Raw genomic sequence first — 16,520 nt, forward strand, 5'->3', positions numbered from 1 at the left:
ACGAGTGATGGACTGCAGGGAATGAGGCACAATGCGGTTCTGCCCTGCGAGGACGACTCTCCCCATGACCGCCGGCCCGATCCTCTCGCTGCGCCATTACCGCGACAGCCTGATCGCCCACAGCCACGAACACCCGCAACTGGTGTTCGGCCTGCGCGGGCGCCTGGAGTTCGAGGTGCAGGGACATGGCGCCGGGATCGATCGACAGGGGCTGATCGTGGTACCGGCGGGCGCCCATCACACCTGCGCCAGCGATGGCGGCAGCGATTGCCTGGTGCTGGATGTACCAGGGGACTACTGGTTGCGCGAGCAACTGGGCGAACATGCCGACGCCAGCCGCCGCCTGCTCGACCGCCCCGCCGCTCTGGGCCTGGACGAGCGTCAGCAGCAATTGGTGGACTGGCTGGCGACCAGCCCCATGCACGACCCGCTGATTGCCCGGCAAGGGGCAGCGCTGCTGCTGGCCAGCCTCAACCCCACGGCAGCAGCCAGCGTCGCAGCCAGCCAGCGCCTGCCCTATGCCGCCTTCGATGCGCATATCGAGCGGCATGCCGCCTACCCGCTGCAAGTAGCTGACCTAGCGCGCATCGCCGGGTTGTCCAGTGCCCGCCTGCATGCGCGCTTTACCGCGGAATGCGGGATGACGCCGATGGACTACATTCGCCAGCGGCGCTTGCTCAAGGCGCGGCGGCTGGTGATGCAGACCTTGCTACCGATGGGGGAGATTGCGGCGCAGGTGGGGTACAGCTCGCAAAGTGCGTTTTCGGCGGCGATGTTGCGGGCGTTCGGGTGTACGCCGTTGGCTTTGCGGCGAGAGTCTGGCGACAACTCACACTAGCCTTGCGACAGAATGCATTCTTCTGAGCCTATACACTGAGCCTGTACCGGCCCTTTCGCGGGCGCGCCCGCTCCCACAGGTGTTGCACCGTTTTCAACACCTGTGCAGTACCTGTGGGAGCGGGCATGCCCGCGAAAAGGCCGGCACAGCCAGTAGAGATCTTGAGCAAGGACCACCCATGAACCACCGCACCGCCCTCGGCGCCCTGCACATCGGCGCGCTGTTCTTCGGCCTCACCGGCGTCTTCGGCAAACTGGCCGCCAGCGCCAGCCCGGCGATCATCGTCTTCGGCCGCGCCGCCTTCGCCGTGCTCGCCCTGGCCCTGTTCGCCAGCCTGGCCGGGCCGGGCTGGCAACGCCTGAGCGGCCAGGACGCCCGTCGCCTGCTGCTCGGCGGCGTGCTGCTGGCCGGGCACTGGGTCAGTTTCTTCATCGCGGTAAAGGTCGCCGGCGTGGCCATCGCCACCCTCGGCTTCGCCAGCTTCCCGGCCTTTACCGTGATCCTCGAAGGCCTGCTGTTCCGCGAACGCATCCGCCGCAACGAGGCTTTGCTGGTGTTGCTGGTCAGCATCGGCCTGGTATTGGTCACGCCAGCATTCGACCTGGCCAGTGAAGCCACCGGCGGCCTGCTCTGGTCATTGCTGTCGGGGCTGCTGTTCTCCCTGCTGTCACTCACCAACCGCGCCGGCTCCGGCCGTCTGCCTGCAGTGCAGGCGGCGCTGTGGCAGAACCTGGTGGTGGGCTTGTGCCTGCTGCCGTTCGCGGCACCGGACCTGGCCGGCGTAGCCACCATGGACTGGCTGTGGATCGCCCTGCTCGGCATCTTCTGCACCGGCGTGGCGCACAGCCTGTTCGTCGCCAGCCTGTCGGTGATCAAGGCGCGCACCGCCGCCGTGGTGTTCGGCATGGAACCGGTCTACGGCATTGCCGTGGCCTGGGTGGTGTTCGCCGAAACCCCGACCCTGCGCATGCTGCTGGGCGGCGCGCTGATCATCTTCGCCATCGTGCTGTCCAGCCGCCTGGCCGCCGAGCAACCGCCCAGGCAGCGGCCACTGGCCGAGGGCGCCTGATTCAGCGGTCGTTGTGGCCCAGGTCACGCTGCGGGTCGATCTGGTCGCGCACCCGCTGCTTCAGCACCTTGGCCTCGGGGAAACCACCGTCGGCCTTGCGCTCCCAGATCTGCACGCCATTGCAGGTGATGCGGAAGATACCGCCGGTGCCAGGCTCCAGGGCCACCCGGCCAAGGTCGTCGGTGAAGGTGCTGAGCAGTTCCTGGGCCAGCCAGGCGGCACGCAGCAGCCATTGGCACTGCGTGCAATACGTGATGACGATTTCCGGTTTGCTGTCGGCCATGGTGAGGCATCTCCAGGTGAGGGGCCGCTTATACTAGCGGTCTTTAGCCCACGGTTTGAGACTCACGATGCGCCGTTTGCTGTTCTGTTTCCTGCTCACCCTCACCTCCCTCACGGTATTTGCCGCCGAACCGGCCAGGCCCAAGGTTGGCCTGGTGCTGTCGGGGGGCGCGGCCCGTGGTCTGGCCCACATCGGTGTGCTCAAGGCCCTGGAGGAACAGGGCGTGCGCATCGACGCCATCGCCGGCACCAGCATGGGCGCGGTGGTCGGCGGCCTGTATGCCTCGGGCTACAGTGTCGAAGAGCTGGAAAAACTCGCCACCACCCTCGACTGGCAACAGGCGCTGTCCGACGCCCCGCCGCGCAAGGATGTGCCGTTCCGGCGCAAGCAGGATGACCGCGACTTCCTGGTCAAGCAGAAGCTCAGCTTTCGCGACGACGGCAGCCTGGGCCTGCCGCTGGGGGTGATCCAGGGCCAGAACCTGGCGCTGCTGCTGGAAAGCAAGCTGGCGCATACCGCCGACACCCGGGACTTCGACAAGCTGCCCATTCCCTTCCGCGCAGTGGCCACCGACATTGCCAGTGGCGAAAAGGTGGTGTTCCGCCGTGGCCACCTGCCCCAGGTGATCCGCGCCAGCATGTCGATCCCGGCGGTGTTCGCCCCGGTCGAACTGGACGGCCGGCTGCTGGTGGACGGCGGCATGGTCGACAACATCCCGGTGGACGTCGCCCGCGAAATGGGTGTGGACCTGGCCATCGTGGTCGACATCGGCACCCCGCTGCGTGACCGCAAGCAGCTGGCCACGGTGGTCGATGTGCTCAACCAGTCGATCACCCTGATGACCCGGCGCAACTCGGAAGAACAACTGGCCAGCCTGCACAGCGACGACATCCTCATCCAGCCACCGCTGACCGCCTTTGGCGTCACCGATTTTGGCCGCGCCCGGGAAATGATCGAGGCCGGCTACCGCGCCACCCGCCTGCTTGACCCGCGCCTTGCCGCCCTGCGCCAGCCCGAAGGTGACAGCAGCCTGGCCGTGGCTCGCTCGCCGCGCCAGCGCACGCCGACGATCACCGCGATCAGGATCGAAAACGACTCCAAGGTCAGCGACGAGGTCATCCGCTCGTACATCCGCCAACCGATCGATGCGCCGCTGGAGCTAGGCCGCCTGCAGACCGACATGGGCACGCTGTACGGCCTGGACTACTTCGACCGGGTGCAGTACCGCGTGGTGCACAAGGGCGACGACAACACCCTGGTGATCAACGCCCGCGGCCGACGCGGTGGCACCGACTACCTGCGCCTGGGCCTGAACCTGTCGGACGACCTGCGCGGCGACAGCGCCTTCAACCTGGGCGCCAGCTACCGGGTCAACGGCATCAACAGCCTCGGCGCCGAATGGCTGACCCGTGGCCAGATCGGCGACCAGCAGGAGTTGTACAGCGAGTTCTACCAGCCGCTGGACGTGGGCTCGCGCTACTTCATCGCGCCGTACCTGGACTTCAGCTCGCAGAACATCGAAGCCACCCTGGACAACGACCCGGTGGCCGAGTACCGCCTGGAGCGTTACGGCTTTGGCCTTAACGTGGGGCGACAGATCGGTACCAACGGCGAAGTGCGCCTGGGCGTGGGCAAGGCCTGGGGCGAGGCCGAGGTACGCATCGGCGACCAAGACCTGCCCAAGGTCAGTTTCAACGAAGGTTTCTACGAGCTGAAGTACTCGTTCGACACCCTCGACAACGTGTACTTCCCGCACAGCGGCGAGGATATCGGCCTGACCTTGCGCAAGTATGACCAGTCGCTGGATTCCGACCAGGATTACCGGCAGTGGATGTTCAACCTGGACAAGGCCCTCAGCAGCGGGCCGAACACCTTCGTGCTGGGCGGGCGCTACGGGCGCACGCTGGATGATACCGAAGTGGTGACCTCGAGCTTCGTGCTGGGTGGCGCGCGGGAGCTGTCAGGCTTCCGCCAGGACTCGGTGTCGGGGCAGAACGTGAGCCTGATGCGCATGGTCTACTACCGCCGCCTGACACCACGGGCCTACGTGCCGCTGGACTTCCCGCTGTACATCGGCGGGTCGCTGGAGCGAGGGCGGGCGTGGAACAACGACAACGAGTTCGACAGTGGCTACATCAATGCGGCGAGCATCTTCCTGGGGCTGGAGACGCCGTTGGGGCCGTTGAACCTGAGCTACGGGGCCAACAGTGCGCATGAGCAGGCGGTGTACCTGAACCTTGGGCATACCTTCTGAACCGTCGGGGCTGCCTTGCAGCCCATCGCGACACAAGGCCGCTCCTACAGGAGTACGCGATCCCCTGTAGGAGCGGCCTTGTGTCGCGATGGGCCGCAAAGCGGCCCCAGGCCCCTCAGGATTTCTCCAGGTTGGCCAGGATCTTGGCATGCACCCGCATGCACACCTGCAGCTCCGCCTCGTCAACCCCGGTGAACAGCTCTACCCGCAGTTGATTGGCAATGGTCTCGATCTGGTCGATCAGCGGTTTGGCCGGCGGGCACAGCACAATCTTCTTCGCCCGCCGGTCTTCCAGCACCGCTTGCCGGCGTACCAGCCCCTGCGCCTCCAGGCTGTCGAGCAGGCGCGCCAGGGTCGGGCCTTCGACGCCCACGCTCTGGGCCAGCTCACGCTGGGTCGGGGCCTCTTCGAAACGGGCCAGGTGCAGCAACACCAGCCAGCGCGCCTGGGACAGGTTGAGCCCGGCCAGGCGGCGGTCCAGCTCGGCACGCCAACCCCGGGACATCTGGGCCAGCTGCATGCCGAAGCGGTGTTGGTTGTCGGTCAGGGGCATAAGCAACTCATTGAACAGATCTAATTATTAGGCAGCTAACCATGGCCCGTCCCACGAGGCAAGGCTCGGGCACCCTGGAATGTTCGATAATCGTCAAAAAACATGACAAAGGTCAGCAGATGGCAGTTCTGCCTTCGATCCTGTCGTCACTTACAGCTCGAACTCGGCCGCCAGCGCAGCCCGCACGCAGTACAGCACGCCCTCCGGTACCCGCGCCCCGAACAGTGGCGCAATCGCCGATACCGGTGGAAGCTCGCCCTCGCCATCGAGGAAGGCATCCTGCACTTCCATCAACAGGTCTTCCGGCAGGTCCAGGGCCTGTTCCAGGCTCAGTTCCTGGCGGCCCAACGCCTCGGCCAACAGGCTGTAGACGTTCTTCTCGCTGCAGTTGAGCTGCCCGGCGATCTGCGCCGGAGTCATGCCGGCACGGGCCAGGCTGACCAGTTCGTGGCGCAGGTCGAGTACCACTTTCGGCGCTTCGTCGGTGCCGCCGCTGTTGTTCAGCACCTCGAGGAAGGCCTGGCCATAACGCTCCAGCTTGCGCGCGCCCACGCCGCTGACCTGGGCCATGTCGCTGAGGCTGGCCGGCTGGCTGCGCAGCATCTCCAGCAGCGTCGAGTCGGGGAAGATGACGTAGGGCGGCACGCTGTGCTCCTCGGCCAGCTTGCGCCGCAGGGTACGCAGCGCTTCCCACAGTTCGCGCTCTTCGGCACGCACCAGCTGGCTGGCCGGGCTGCCGCCACTGGACGACGAAGTCCTGGCGGTGGTCTGCGGCTTGAGGTCACGGCGCAGCTGCAAGGTCACTTCGCCACGCAGCAGCGGCCGGCAGCTGTCGGACAGGCGCAGGCCGCCGTAGCCTTCCAGATCGATGTCGACCAGGCCGCGCGCCACCAGCTGACGGAACAGCGAACGCCACTCGACTTCGGCCAGCCCCTTGCCGACGCCAAACACCGAGAGCTTCTCGTGGCCGAAATTGCGCACCTTCTCGGTGTCCTTGCCCAACAGCACATCGACCAGGTGACCGACGCCATAGCGCTGGCCGGTGCGGAACACCGCCGACAGCGCCTGACGGGCCGGCTCGGTGGCGTCCCAGGTCTGCACCTGGTCGACACAGTTGTCACAGTGCCCGCACGGTTGCTCGAGGGTTTCGTCGAAATAGGCCAGCAGCGACTGGCGGCGGCAGCGGGTTTCTTCGCACAGGGCCAGCATGGCGTCGAGCTTGTGCTGCTCGATGCGCTTGTGGCGCTCGTCACCTTCGGAGTTCTGCAGCATCTGCTTGAGCATCACCATGTCCTGCAGCCCGTAGGCCATCCAGGCATCGGACGGCAACCCGTCACGGCCGGCACGGCCGGTCTCCTGGTAGTACGCCTCGAGCGACTTGGGCAGGTCAAGGTGGGCGACAAAGCGCACGTTGGGCTTGTCGATACCCATGCCGAAGGCGATGGTGGCGACCATGATCAGCCCTTCCTCGTTGAGGAAGCGGTGCTGGTTGGCTGCACGCGTCTCGGCAGCCAGGCCGGCGTGATACGGCAGCGCGGGGAAGCCCTGGTCACAGAGGAAGGCGGCGGTTTCGTCGACTTTCTTGCGCGACAGGCAATAGACGATACCGGCGTTGCCGCGGCGCTCGCCGAGGAACGCCATCAGCTGCTTGCGCGGCGCCTCCTTGGGCACGATGCGGTAGAAGATGTTGGGCCGGTCGAAACTCGACAGGAAGCGCTCTGCGCCTTGCAGGTGCAGGCGCTGGACAATCTCCTCGCGGGTGCGCATGTCGGCGGTGGCGGTCAGCGCGATGCGCGGCACATGGGGGAACAGCTCGGCCAGCTGGCCCAGTTGCAGGTATTCGGGGCGGAAATCGTGGCCCCATTGCGACACGCAGTGGGCCTCGTCGATGGCGAACAGCGAGATATCCAGATCGCGCAGGAAGTCGAGCATGCGCGGCTGCACCAGGCGCTCGGGCGCCAGGTACAGCATCTTCACTTCGCCACGGCGCAGGCGCCCGGCCAGATCACGCTGCTGCTCCGGGGTCAGCGTGGAGTTCAGCGCAGCGGCCGGCACACCCAGTTCGTCGAGCGTGGCGACCTGGTCGTCCATCAGCGCGATCAGTGGCGAGACCACCACCGTCAGGCCCGGGCGCAGCAGCCCCGGCACCTGGAAACACAATGACTTGCCGCCGCCGGTGGGCATCAGCACCAGGGCATCGCCGCCATTGGCCACGCAGTCGATGATCGCTGCCTGGCGCCCGCGGAAACTGTCGTAGCCGAAGACGTCCTTGAGAACGCGCTGAGCCTGTTCGAGCATGTGCAACTCCACAAATCGCCGTACCATCCCGGATACAGGCTGGACGAAAAACCCGCCCCGCACACGCCAAATGCGTAAGCGGTTTTTGCCAGGTAGCCGGCAAACCCTGCCCCTGGATGAAAAATCGCGGAGTATACCGCAGCACCGCCCCGCGCAGGACACCACGGCGATAGACGTTCCCTTTACCCCGCCGCCGTCGCAAGGTGCTAGAATTCGTTATCGTTTATTCCCCAAGGTAGCCCTGTAATGTCCTTCGCCGAGCAACTGACCCGCCTGCAAGCCTTCCTCGACGCCGACGAGCTGCACGAGGAAGCGCTGGACTATGTCGCCGCCCACGGCTACCTCACCGCCCTCTCGATCAATGCCGAGGAAGTGCCCGAGCGCGAGTGGATCGACGCCCTGTTCGCTGAAGAGCCGCACTACGCCAGCGATGCTCAGCGTACCGAGATCGAGGCCACCCTGGTGGCGCTGAAAGCGCACATCGCCCGCCAGCTGGCCAGCGACGACGAGTTCGAGCTGCCATGCGACCTCGACCTGACCGACGAGCCGGACGATTCCGACCTGCGCGGCTGGTGCATCGGCTTCATGGAAGGCGTATTCCTGCGTGAAGAGGCCTGGTTCGAGAACGCCGAGGAAGAAGTCAGCGAGATGCTGCTGCCGATCATGGTCGGCTCGGGCCTGTTCGACGAGCAGCCGGAGTTCGCCGACATCGCCAGCAACGCCAACCTGCAGGACGACATGATCGTACAGATCCCCGAAGCGCTGACGGCGCTGTTCCTGCTGCTGCATGCCCCAGACGAAAAACCGGCGCTGCTCAAGCCACGCCACCACTGAGTCGCCTGTGCGCTACCTGCTGCTGGCCACTGGCTGGCTCAGCGTCGCGTTGGGGGTGTTGGGGATATTCCTGCCGGTATTGCCCACCACCCCGTTCCTGCTATTGGCGGCCGCCTGCTTTGCCCGCAGCTCGCCGCGCTTTCACCACTGGCTGGTCCATCACCCCAAGCTCGGGCCATGGATCCGCGACTACCTCAGTGGTGAAGGCATCCCCCTCAAGGGCAAGGTCTACGCCATCGGCCTGATGTGGGCCAGCATCGGCCTGTCGTGCTATCTGGTGCCCCTGTTCTGGGCGCGCACCTTCATGTTGACCAGCGCCGTACTGGTAAGCCTGTACATCCTCAGCCAGAAAACTTTGCACAAGCCAAAGTGACAATATTCTGTCGCCAAATATCAATTTCGCCTAACGATTATTTTCCTTATCCGAAATGATTCTGGAACTCCGTTAAACCCCCGTATTGATTGGCTTTCATGGACTTTTCCGCTGCCATTCCCTGGGTTCTTCTGCGAGCCTATTAGACAATTTATATATGATATGGCAATTTGATATGAATAAATCTTCTTATCTATCGCGTTGAATGTACTTAGCTGTGTTATTAAAAACCTGCAACACTATATGCAATAACTTTATCGTCATTTTTTTGGCGAGCAGCAGGATAAATTCCAGGATCAGGGAGATGTACCATGCGCGTTTTGAACCCCATCACCAGTGCATTACTGTTGGCCCTGGCGAGTGCCAACGTACAGGCGATGTCGATCACCGAGGCTGTCCAGAGCGCCGTGGACTACCACCCGCAGGTCAGCTCCAACCGCAACAGCAAGCTGTCGGCCGATGAAGATGTGAAGTTCGCGCGTGGTGGCTACTACCCTTCCGTGGATCTGGTCGCCGGCTATGGCCGCCAGCGTTCGGACAACACCACGACGCGTGCCGAGGGCAACCACAACAAGGAAACCCTCAACTACACCCAGTCCGAACTGCGCCTGCGGCAGATGATCTTCGACGGCTTCAACACCTCGAATGAAGTGGGCCGCACCGAAGCAGTCTCCACCTCCCGCGCCTACTACACCCAGGCCGTTGCCCAGGATGTCGCCCTGCGTGCAGTCGAGGTGTACCTGGAAGTGCTCAAGCGCCGTGAACTGGTGACCCTGGCCAGGAACAACCTGCAAGCCCACCTGCGAGTCAACGACCAGATCGGCCTGCGCAACGAGCGTGGCGTCGGCAGCACCGCCGACCTTGACCAGTCCCGCGCACGTCGCGCCCTGGCGGAAAACAACCTGGACACCGCCGAAGTCGACCTGGCCGATGCCGAGGCCAACTTCTACAGCGTCGTCGGCCGCATGCCGGACGAGCTGGAAAGCCCGCAGACCATCAAGGGCGAGGTGCCTGGCACCCTCGACGAAGCCCGCGACGGCATGCGCCAGAACAACCCGTACATCAAGTCTGCCCAGGCTGACGTGAATGCTGCCGAGCAGCAATACGAAGTGGCCAAGTCGACCTTCTACCCTCGCTTCGACGCCATTCTGGCTACCGGTGCCAACAACAACACCAGCGGCGAGAAAGGCCACAACAACAACGACTGGCAAGCTGGCGTGGAGATGAACTACAACCTGTTCCGCGGCGGCAGCGACAAGGCCCGCCTGCAGTCCGACGCGCACAAGATCAACCAGGCCCTGGACATCCGCAACAACGCCCTGCGTGAGCTGACCGAAAACCTGAGCCTGGCGTGGAACGCCATGAACAACGCCAGCAAGCAGCTGCCGACCGCGCGTGAATACGCCGAGACCACCAAGCGCGTGCGTGCCGCCTACCAGGACCAGTTCGGCCTGGGCCAACGTACCCTGCTCGACGTGCTCGACAGTGAAAACGAGCTGTACAACGCCGACCGCCGCTACACCGAGGTGCGCTATACCGAGGAGTTCTCGCGCTACCGCGTGCTGGCGACCATGGGCGAGCTGCTGAGCAAGCAGCGTATTTCGCTGCCGCCGGAAGCGCTGGCTACCACCGAAGTACGCACCGAGGCACGTTTGCCTGATATGCGTTGATCGGGTTCGAGATAGCCGGGGCCGCTTTGCGGCCCATTCGCAGCACAAGGCTGCTCCTACAGATGTTGCGCGCTTTCCTGTAGGAGCAGCCTTGTGCTGCGAATGGGCTGCAAAGCAGCCCCCTGCCCTCACTCGCTACCATGGTTACGCTGGAACGTCTCCAAACCCATGGCCCTGATCTGCCCCTCGATCAACGCCTCGAACGGTGCCAGCAGCGCATCGAAACAGGCAGGCTGCTCCAACGCGTTCAGCGCTCTCACCACCGCCTCGATAGTCGATAACGCCCCCGCCTCCGGCGCCTTGCGCAAGCGGTAGCGTGAAGGCGCGACAGCCCCCAGCGTCACCCGCGGCAACGCCTCCAGCAACGGGTTCAGGTACAACAACTTGCGCGCCTTGCGCCAGGTGCCGTCGGGCACGATCAACAGCAAGGGTTGGTCGTCCGTCTCGCCATAGGCCAGCAATTCCTGGGCGTCGTCACCCGGGAACAGCAGGGCTGGCCGGTAACCAGGGGTCGCCAGCAATTCATTCAGGTCATCGAATACCTCGCCTACCCGCAACTCGGCATTGTTCAGGCCAAGGGCGGCCAGGCGGGCGGTATTCAGGGCATGGGTGGTTTCACTGGGGTGCTGCAGCAGGATGACGCGGGTGCGGCTGTCGAGTGCGGGGATCAGTGGGCAGAGGCAATGGTCGAGCGGGCGCTGGCAGCGCTCGCAGCGGGGTCTGGGCATGGGGTTCTCCTTGGCGGGAACAGTTTGCCACAGAACCGGGGCCCGCTTTGCGGGCCATTCGCCGGCAAGCCAGCTCCCACAGAATCACCACAGGCCTGAGCCTTGTGCAATACCTGTGGGAGCTGGCTTGCCGGCGAAAGGGCCGCAAGGCGGCCCCGGCAATCTCAACGATTGAACCGCTCCGCCAGGCTATGCAGGTACTCCGCCATGCGCTCCAGGTCCTGGCTGATTTCCGCGCCCTGCCTGGCCTGCCCGGCACTCTGATCGCACAGGTGGGCTATGCGCACGATCTGCTGGTTGATGTCCTCGGCCACATGGCTCTGCTGCTCCGACGCCGTCGCCATCTGCTGGCTCATGCCGGTGATGCGGCTGACCGCCTGGGCAATCCCGCTCAACGCTGCCTGCACCGCCTCGACACTGTGCACGCTGTCCCGAGAGATCTGCTCGCCACGGCTGGCGGTGCTCACCGCGCGCTCTGCCCCGGCACGCAACGAGGCGATGATCTGGTGGATCTCCTCGGTCGAGGCACGGGTGCGCTGGGCCAGCGATCGCACCTCATCCGCCACCACGGCAAACCCGCGCCCCTGTTCGCCGGCACGCGCCGCCTCGATGGCTGCGTTGAGCGCCAGCAGGTTGGTCTGCTCGGCGATCGAGGTAATCACATCGACCACGCTGCCGATCGACTGGGTCTGCTCGGCCAGGGCATTGACCGCCTGGCCGATGTCGTTGACCGCATTGCTCATGCTGCCCATGGCCTGCAGGCTCTGCATCGCCAGCTCGCTGCCCTGCTGCGCCAGCTGGTCGGCATCGCCCGCTGCGTGCGCCGTGCTCTGCACGTTATGGGTAACCTGCTGAATGGTCGCCGCCATCTGCGCGATGGCGGCGGCGGACTGATCGGTCTCGCTGCGCTGGCGGTCGAGCATCTGTGCCTGGGCATCGGACAAGTCGGACGACTGCGCCGCCCGCGACTTCACCCCGACCCCGGCATCCACCAGGCGGGTCAAGGCCGTTTGCAGGCGTGCTTCCTCGCTGATGATGGCAAGATCCAGCTGGCCTTGCAGGCCTGGGTTATCGCTGTAGGTCAGTGCCACCAGCGGGCTGGTGAAGGCCTTGGGGTGCTCGGCCAGCGTGCGGCGGATGGCCTGGTTCTGCCGGTGCTCGACCAGATACCAGGCCAGCAGCAGGCTGGCCATCAGCACCCCGAGCGCCGCGTAGGGCGGTAGCCACAGGTAGCCCGCCGCCGACAGCAGGCCCGCACCGATCAATGGCCAACCGTGACCCAGGCCATACCCCAGACGGGCCGCCCACGGCACCGGCGCGCGGCCAGCCCGCAAGCGCGCGTACAACGCCTCGGCGCGGCGGATCTGCTCACGGGTGGGCACCGAGCGCACCGACTCGTAGCCACTGATGCGGCCCTGCTCGTAGACGGCCGTGACATAGGCGCTGACCCAGTAGTAATCACCGTTCTTCGCCCGGTTCTTGACTACGCCCATCCACGGTTTGCCTTGTTTGATGGTTTCCCACATGTGGCCGAACACGGCCGGAGGCATGTCCGGATGGCGCACCAGGTTGTGGGGTTGGCCGACCAGCTCGTCGTAGGTGAACCCGCTGATCGCCACGAAAGCGTCGTTGCAGTAGGTGATGCGGCTGTTGAGGTCAGTGGTGGAAATCAGGCGCTGATCGTTGGGAAAGGTTCTTTCGTGCTCAGTGACGGGCAAATTCATGCGCATCTTGGGCAATCCTTGCAGGATTAAAGGGAGGAAGTCAGCAGCACACACTGATTTGATATATAGCAGGGCGCCATTATGTTGTCGGTCAGCGGCACCAACAATTTAACGGGGGCCGACGAAATACAGCATGTGCCGGACTTCAACCCACGTTGAGCTGGCTTTTCAGCAGGTCGCGGAAAGTCTGGATCAACGGTTCGCGGCTGCGCCCGCGGCGAATGATCAGCGAGAACGGTGCCTGGTAGCCAAAGGTGGACGGCGACAGCACGCGCAAGTCGCCCTTGTCGACCCAGGCCTGGGCATAGTGCTCGGGCAGGTAGCCGATGTAGGCCCCGGAGAGAATCAGGATCAACTGCGCCTCCATGCTCTCCACCGTCGCCGCGCTGTGCTTGAAGCCATGCCGGGCCAGTTCGGCCTGGCTCCAGTAGCCACGCCCGACCATGCGCTGCTGGGTCACCACCTGCTCGGGGATGCGCCGTTCGGCATACAACGGGTGGCGGCTGCTGCAGTACAGCCAGTGCTGCTCACGGTACAGCGGCTGGTAGAGCAGCCCGCTCATGCGCGAGGAAAACGCCCCGATCGCCAGGTCCAGGCGGTTGTCCTGCACGCCCAGTTGCAGCTCGTAAGGGCTGGACACCGACAGGTGCAGGTGCACCGCCGGGTGTTCCTGGCTGTAGGCGCCGATGGCTTCGGCCAGCGGCAAGGCCTGGTCACCGACCGTGGAGTCGATCACCCCCAGGTTGAGGGTGCCGCGCAACTCACCCTTGAGGGCGGCGGCGTACTGTTCGAAACCGTCCAGCTCGGCCAGCAGGCGCAGGGTTTCCTGGTGGAACAGCTCGCCCTTGCTGGTCAGGCTGAAGCCGCCACGGCCGCGGTGGCACAGTACGATCCCCAGGGCACCTTCCAGCTGGCTCATGTAGGTGCTGATGGCCGAAGTCGACAGGTTCAGCTCGCGCTGGGCATTGGCAAAGCCCTGGTGGCGCACCACGCTGACGAAGATGCGCAGCAGTTTCAGGTCGGGCAAGGTCGAGGCCATGGTGCAACGGTTCCGCAAGGGTGTTTGCGCGCAGTCTAACCGCTCTGCCGGCCTTTAGTTCAGAAATTCCTGAACTAAGTATTTGCCGGTAGCGATTTTTCCCCGGCACTACCTTCAGCAGACTTGGCCGAAATGTCCCTGCCCGCCGGCAAGACCACACCTGGAAGGCGCGCGGCGGCACAGGTTCGAACAAACAGAACAATCGACCGACTGATGAGGCCCACCGTGGACAAGATCCTCCACCAACCACTGGGCGGCAACGAAATGCCGCGTTTCGGCGGCATCGCCACCATGCTCCGTCTCCCCCACCTGCAAAGTGCCCAAGGCCTGGACGCCGCCTTCATCGGCGTGCCACTGGACATCGGTACCTCGCTGCGCTCCGGCACCCGCTTCGGCCCGCGTCAGATCCGCGCCGAATCGGTGATGATCCGCCCGTACAACATGGCCACCGGGGCTGCACCGTTCGACTCGCTGTCGGTGGCCGATATCGGTGACGTGGCGATCAACACCTTCAACCTGCTGGACGCCGTGCGCATCATCGAAGAAGCGTATGACGAGGTCCTCGAGCACAACATCATCCCGCTGACCCTGGGTGGCGACCACACCATCACCCTGCCGATCCTGCGCGCGCTGCACAAGAAACACGGCAAGATCGGCCTGGTGCACATCGATGCCCATGCCGACGTCAACGACCACATGTTCGGCGAGAAGATCGCCCACGGCACCACCTTCCGCCGCGCCGTGGAAGAAGGCCTGCTCGATTGCGAGCGCGTGGTGCAGATCGGCCTGCGCGCCCAGGGCTACACCGCCGATGACTTCAACTGGAGCCGCCGTCAGGGCTTCCGTGTAGTCCAGGCCGAAGAGTGCTGGCACAAGTCGCTGGAACCGCTGATGGCCGAAGTGCGCGAAAAGGTCGGCGGTGGCCCGGTGTACCTGTCGTTCGACATCGACGGTATCGACCCGGCCTGGGCGCCTGGTACCGGCACCCCGGAAATCGGCGGCTTGACCACCATCCAGGCGATGGAGATCATTCGCGGCTGCCACGGCCTGGACCTGATCGGCTGTGACCTCGTCGAAGTCTCCCCGCCTTACGACACCACCGGCAACACCTCGCTGCTCGGTGCCAACCTGCTGTTCGAGATGCTCTGCGTGCTTCCGGGCGTTGTCCGCCGGTAAACGACGGCCCTTTGTAGGAGCGGCCTTGTGTCGCGACCGGGCCGCAAGGCGCCCCCCGGACTGTTGCGGTGTCGCATAGGCTGCCGGGGCCGCTCTGCGGCCCGATCGCGACACAAGGCCGCTCCTACAGAAAGCGCCCGCAGTACTTGCTACACCCCGGCAGGAGCCATATGGGAGGGCCATTGAGGCCCGCCAACAACACGACAAGACCGCCGGGCGCCGTGAACCCGCCCGCGTGGTCGATCTCGCCATAATAAAGATAATCGGGAGACCCCCAATGGCCTTGGACATCATTGTTGTAATGATCTATACCGCCGGCATGCTCGGGCTTGGCTGGTATGGCATGCGGCGCGCGAAAACCCACGAGGACTACCTGGTGGCCGGGCGCAACCTCGGCCCGGTCCTGTACATGGGCACCATGGCCACCACTGTGCTCGGTGGCGCTTCCACCGTCGGCACCGTGCGCCTGGGCTACGTCCACGGCATCTCCGGCTTCTGGCTGTGCGCAGCCCTGGGCCTGGGCATCATCGCCCTCAACCTGTTCCTCGCCAAACCCTTGCTGCGCCTGCGCATCTTCACCGTGACCCAGGTGCTGGAGCAGCGCTACAACCCGGCCGCACGCCAGGCCAGCGCCGTGATCATGCTGGCCTACGCACTGATGATCGGCGTCACCTCGACCCTGGCCATGGCCACCGTATTGCAGGTGCTGCTCGACCTGCCGTTCTGGGCCTCGCTGCTGCTGGGCGGTGGTGTGGTGGTGCTGTACTCGACCATTGGCGGCATGTGGTCGCTCACCCTGACCGACATCGTCCAGTTCGTGATCAAGACCGTCGGCCTGATGTTCATCCTGCTGCCAGTGTGCCTGTACAAGGCCGGTGGCTGGGACACCTTGGTGGCCAAGCTGCCGGCGGCCAGCTTCCAGCTGACCACCATCGGCTGGGACACCATCATCACCTACTTCCTGATCTACTTCTTCGGCATCCTCATCGGCCAGGACATCTGGCAGCGGGTGTTCACTGCCCGTGACGAGAAGGTCTGCCAGCGCGCCGGCACCACCGCCGGTGTGTACTGCGTACTGTACGGCCTGGCCTGCGCCGCGATCGGCATGGCCGCGCATGTGCTGATGCCCGACCTGGCCAACCCAAACAATGCCTTTGCCGAGATGATCAAGACCACCCTGCCCGATGGCATCCGTGGCCTGCTGATGGCAGCGGCGCTGGCCGCCATGATGTCCACCGCCAGCGCCGGCCTGCTGGCTGCGTCGACCACCCTGACCGAAGACCTGCTGCCCAAGCTGCGTGGCGGCAAGGCGTCGAGCCTGGGCGTCAGCCGCCTGTTCACCCTGCTCACCGGCCTGGTGGTGCTGGGCATCGCCCTGGTGGTGAACGATGTGATCAATGCCCTGACCCTGGCCTACAACCTGCTGGTCGGCGGCATGCTGATCCCGCTGATCGGCGCGATCTTCTGGAAGCGCGCTACCACCGCCGGGGCTATCGCCAGCATGTCGCTGGGCTTTGCCACCGCGCTGCTGTTCATGTTCAAGGATGGGCTGGAGGCCAATACGCCGATCTACTACAGCCTGGCGGTTGGTCTGGTGAGCTTTGTGGTGGTCAGCCTGATGTCGCGTAAATCGGTGGCGGCGGTGAAGCTGGCCTGATAGATCGCGGCTGCCTGTACTGGC

14 protein-coding genes are annotated in these 16,520 nt (G+C 64.7%); 8 read left to right on the forward strand and 6 right to left on the reverse strand.

The window, feature by feature from the left end; genetic code table 11:
• Window positions 1-64 precede the first annotated feature (64 nt).
• Entirely contained in the window at window positions 65-838 is a 774-nt protein-coding gene (locus C163_RS18895; protein WP_025340143.1) for an AraC family transcriptional regulator, read from the forward strand.
• Between the two features lie 178 nt (window positions 839-1,016).
• A complete protein-coding gene (locus tag C163_RS18900) occupies window positions 1,017-1,907 on the forward strand; it encodes a DMT family transporter (RefSeq protein ID WP_025340144.1) in 891 nt (296 codons plus the stop codon).
• A gap of 1 nt (window position 1,908) precedes the next feature.
• Here the strand turns inward: C163_RS18900 and C163_RS18905 are convergent, their stop codons facing one another.
• On the reverse strand, window positions 1,909-2,190 hold the full coding sequence (locus tag C163_RS18905) for a SelT/SelW/SelH family protein (protein ID WP_025340145.1): 282 nt from the start codon (window positions 2,188-2,190) through the stop codon (window positions 1,909-1,911).
• Window positions 2,191-2,257: 67 nt separating this feature from the next.
• Here C163_RS18905 and C163_RS18910 point away from each other — a divergent pair, with 67 nt between their 5' ends.
• Window positions 2,258-4,444, forward strand: a complete 2,187-nt coding sequence (locus tag C163_RS18910) for a patatin-like phospholipase family protein (protein ID WP_025340146.1) — start codon at window positions 2,258-2,260, stop codon at window positions 4,442-4,444.
• A 115-nt stretch (window positions 4,445-4,559) separates the two neighbouring features.
• On the opposite strand, the gene C163_RS18915 is transcribed toward C163_RS18910, so the two are convergent.
• Window positions 4,560-4,997, reverse strand: a complete 438-nt coding sequence (locus C163_RS18915) for a MarR family transcriptional regulator (RefSeq protein ID WP_013973685.1) — start codon at window positions 4,995-4,997, stop codon at window positions 4,560-4,562.
• Window positions 4,998-5,147: 150 nt separating this feature from the next.
• On the reverse strand, window positions 5,148-7,295 hold the full coding sequence (gene recQ, locus C163_RS18920; RefSeq protein ID WP_025340147.1) for a DNA helicase RecQ: 2,148 nt from the start codon (window positions 7,293-7,295) through the stop codon (window positions 5,148-5,150).
• A 246-nt stretch (window positions 7,296-7,541) separates the two neighbouring features.
• Between recQ and C163_RS18925 the strand changes: the two genes are divergently transcribed.
• The 3 genes from C163_RS18925 (at window position 7,542) to C163_RS18935 (ending at window position 10,172) form a co-directional block, all read left to right on the forward strand.
• Window positions 7,542-8,129: a YecA family protein gene (locus C163_RS18925; RefSeq protein ID WP_025340148.1), complete on the forward strand. Its 588-nt coding sequence runs from the start codon at window positions 7,542-7,544 to the stop codon at window positions 8,127-8,129.
• Window positions 8,083-8,502, forward strand: a complete 420-nt coding sequence (locus C163_RS18930; RefSeq protein WP_177325768.1) for a YbaN family protein — start codon at window positions 8,083-8,085, stop codon at window positions 8,500-8,502. The genes C163_RS18925 and C163_RS18930 overlap by 47 nt, the downstream gene beginning before the upstream one ends.
• Window positions 8,503-8,813: 311 nt before the next feature.
• Window positions 8,814-10,172 carry a TolC family outer membrane protein gene (locus C163_RS18935; protein WP_025340150.1) on the forward strand — a complete coding sequence of 453 codons (1,359 nt, stop codon included), beginning with the start codon at window positions 8,814-8,816 and terminating at the stop codon, window positions 10,170-10,172.
• Between the two features lie 128 nt (window positions 10,173-10,300).
• On the opposite strand, the gene C163_RS18940 is transcribed toward C163_RS18935, so the two are convergent.
• The 3 genes from C163_RS18940 to C163_RS18950 all read right to left on the reverse strand — a co-directional run bounded on the left by C163_RS18940 (window position 10,301) and on the right by C163_RS18950 (window position 13,663).
• Entirely contained in the window at window positions 10,301-10,900 is a 600-nt protein-coding gene (locus C163_RS18940) for a tRNA-uridine aminocarboxypropyltransferase (protein ID WP_025340151.1), read from the reverse strand.
• A gap of 164 nt (window positions 10,901-11,064) precedes the next feature.
• Entirely contained in the window at window positions 11,065-12,630 is a 1,566-nt protein-coding gene (locus tag C163_RS18945) for a PAS domain-containing methyl-accepting chemotaxis protein (RefSeq protein ID WP_025340152.1), read from the reverse strand.
• A gap of 139 nt (window positions 12,631-12,769) precedes the next feature.
• Window positions 12,770-13,663 carry a LysR family transcriptional regulator gene (locus C163_RS18950; RefSeq protein WP_025340153.1) on the reverse strand — a complete coding sequence of 298 codons (894 nt, stop codon included), beginning with the start codon at window positions 13,661-13,663 and terminating at the stop codon, window positions 12,770-12,772.
• Window positions 13,664-13,888: 225 nt separating this feature from the next.
• Between C163_RS18950 and speB the strand changes: the two genes are divergently transcribed.
• Window positions 13,889-14,839, forward strand: a complete 951-nt coding sequence (speB, locus tag C163_RS18955) for an agmatinase (protein WP_025340154.1) — start codon at window positions 13,889-13,891, stop codon at window positions 14,837-14,839.
• 277 nt (window positions 14,840-15,116) lie between these two features.
• Window positions 15,117-16,496 (forward strand): sodium:solute symporter, encoded by a 1,380-nt coding sequence (locus tag C163_RS18960; RefSeq protein ID WP_025340155.1) that lies wholly within the window; start codon window positions 15,117-15,119, stop codon window positions 16,494-16,496.
• Window positions 16,497-16,520: the final 24 nt, after the last annotated feature.

The sequence above is a fragment of the Pseudomonas sp. FGI182 genome (assembly GCF_000511325.1).
GTDB classification, from domain to species: domain Bacteria; phylum Pseudomonadota; class Gammaproteobacteria; order Pseudomonadales; family Pseudomonadaceae; genus Aquipseudomonas; species Aquipseudomonas putida_Z.

Excerpts from the sequence above, each read along its gene's own strand:
- C163_RS18895 (WP_025340143.1), top strand. The coding sequence starts at position 65 with ATGACCGCCGGCCCGATCCTCTCGCTGCGCCATTACCGCGACAGCCTG.
- C163_RS18900 (WP_025340144.1), top strand. The coding sequence starts at position 1,017 with ATGAACCACCGCACCGCCCTCGGCGCCCTGCACATCGGCGCGCTGTTC.
- C163_RS18905 (WP_025340145.1), bottom strand. The coding sequence starts at position 2,190 with ATGGCCGACAGCAAACCGGAAATCGTCATCACGTATTGCACGCAGTGC.
- C163_RS18910 (WP_025340146.1), top strand. The coding sequence starts at position 2,258 with ATGCGCCGTTTGCTGTTCTGTTTCCTGCTCACCCTCACCTCCCTCACG.
- C163_RS18915 (WP_013973685.1), bottom strand. The coding sequence starts at position 4,997 with ATGCCCCTGACCGACAACCAACACCGCTTCGGCATGCAGCTGGCCCAG.
- recQ (WP_025340147.1), bottom strand. The coding sequence starts at position 7,295 with ATGCTCGAACAGGCTCAGCGCGTTCTCAAGGACGTCTTCGGCTACGAC.
- C163_RS18925 (WP_025340148.1), top strand. The coding sequence starts at position 7,542 with ATGTCCTTCGCCGAGCAACTGACCCGCCTGCAAGCCTTCCTCGACGCC.
- C163_RS18930 (WP_177325768.1), top strand. The coding sequence starts at position 8,083 with ATGCCCCAGACGAAAAACCGGCGCTGCTCAAGCCACGCCACCACTGAG.
- C163_RS18935 (WP_025340150.1), top strand. The coding sequence starts at position 8,814 with ATGCGCGTTTTGAACCCCATCACCAGTGCATTACTGTTGGCCCTGGCG.
- C163_RS18940 (WP_025340151.1), bottom strand. The coding sequence starts at position 10,900 with ATGCCCAGACCCCGCTGCGAGCGCTGCCAGCGCCCGCTCGACCATTGC.
- C163_RS18945 (WP_025340152.1), bottom strand. The coding sequence starts at position 12,630 with ATGCGCATGAATTTGCCCGTCACTGAGCACGAAAGAACCTTTCCCAAC.
- C163_RS18950 (WP_025340153.1), bottom strand. The coding sequence starts at position 13,663 with ATGGCCTCGACCTTGCCCGACCTGAAACTGCTGCGCATCTTCGTCAGC.
- C163_RS18960 (WP_025340155.1), top strand. The coding sequence starts at position 15,117 with ATGGCCTTGGACATCATTGTTGTAATGATCTATACCGCCGGCATGCTC.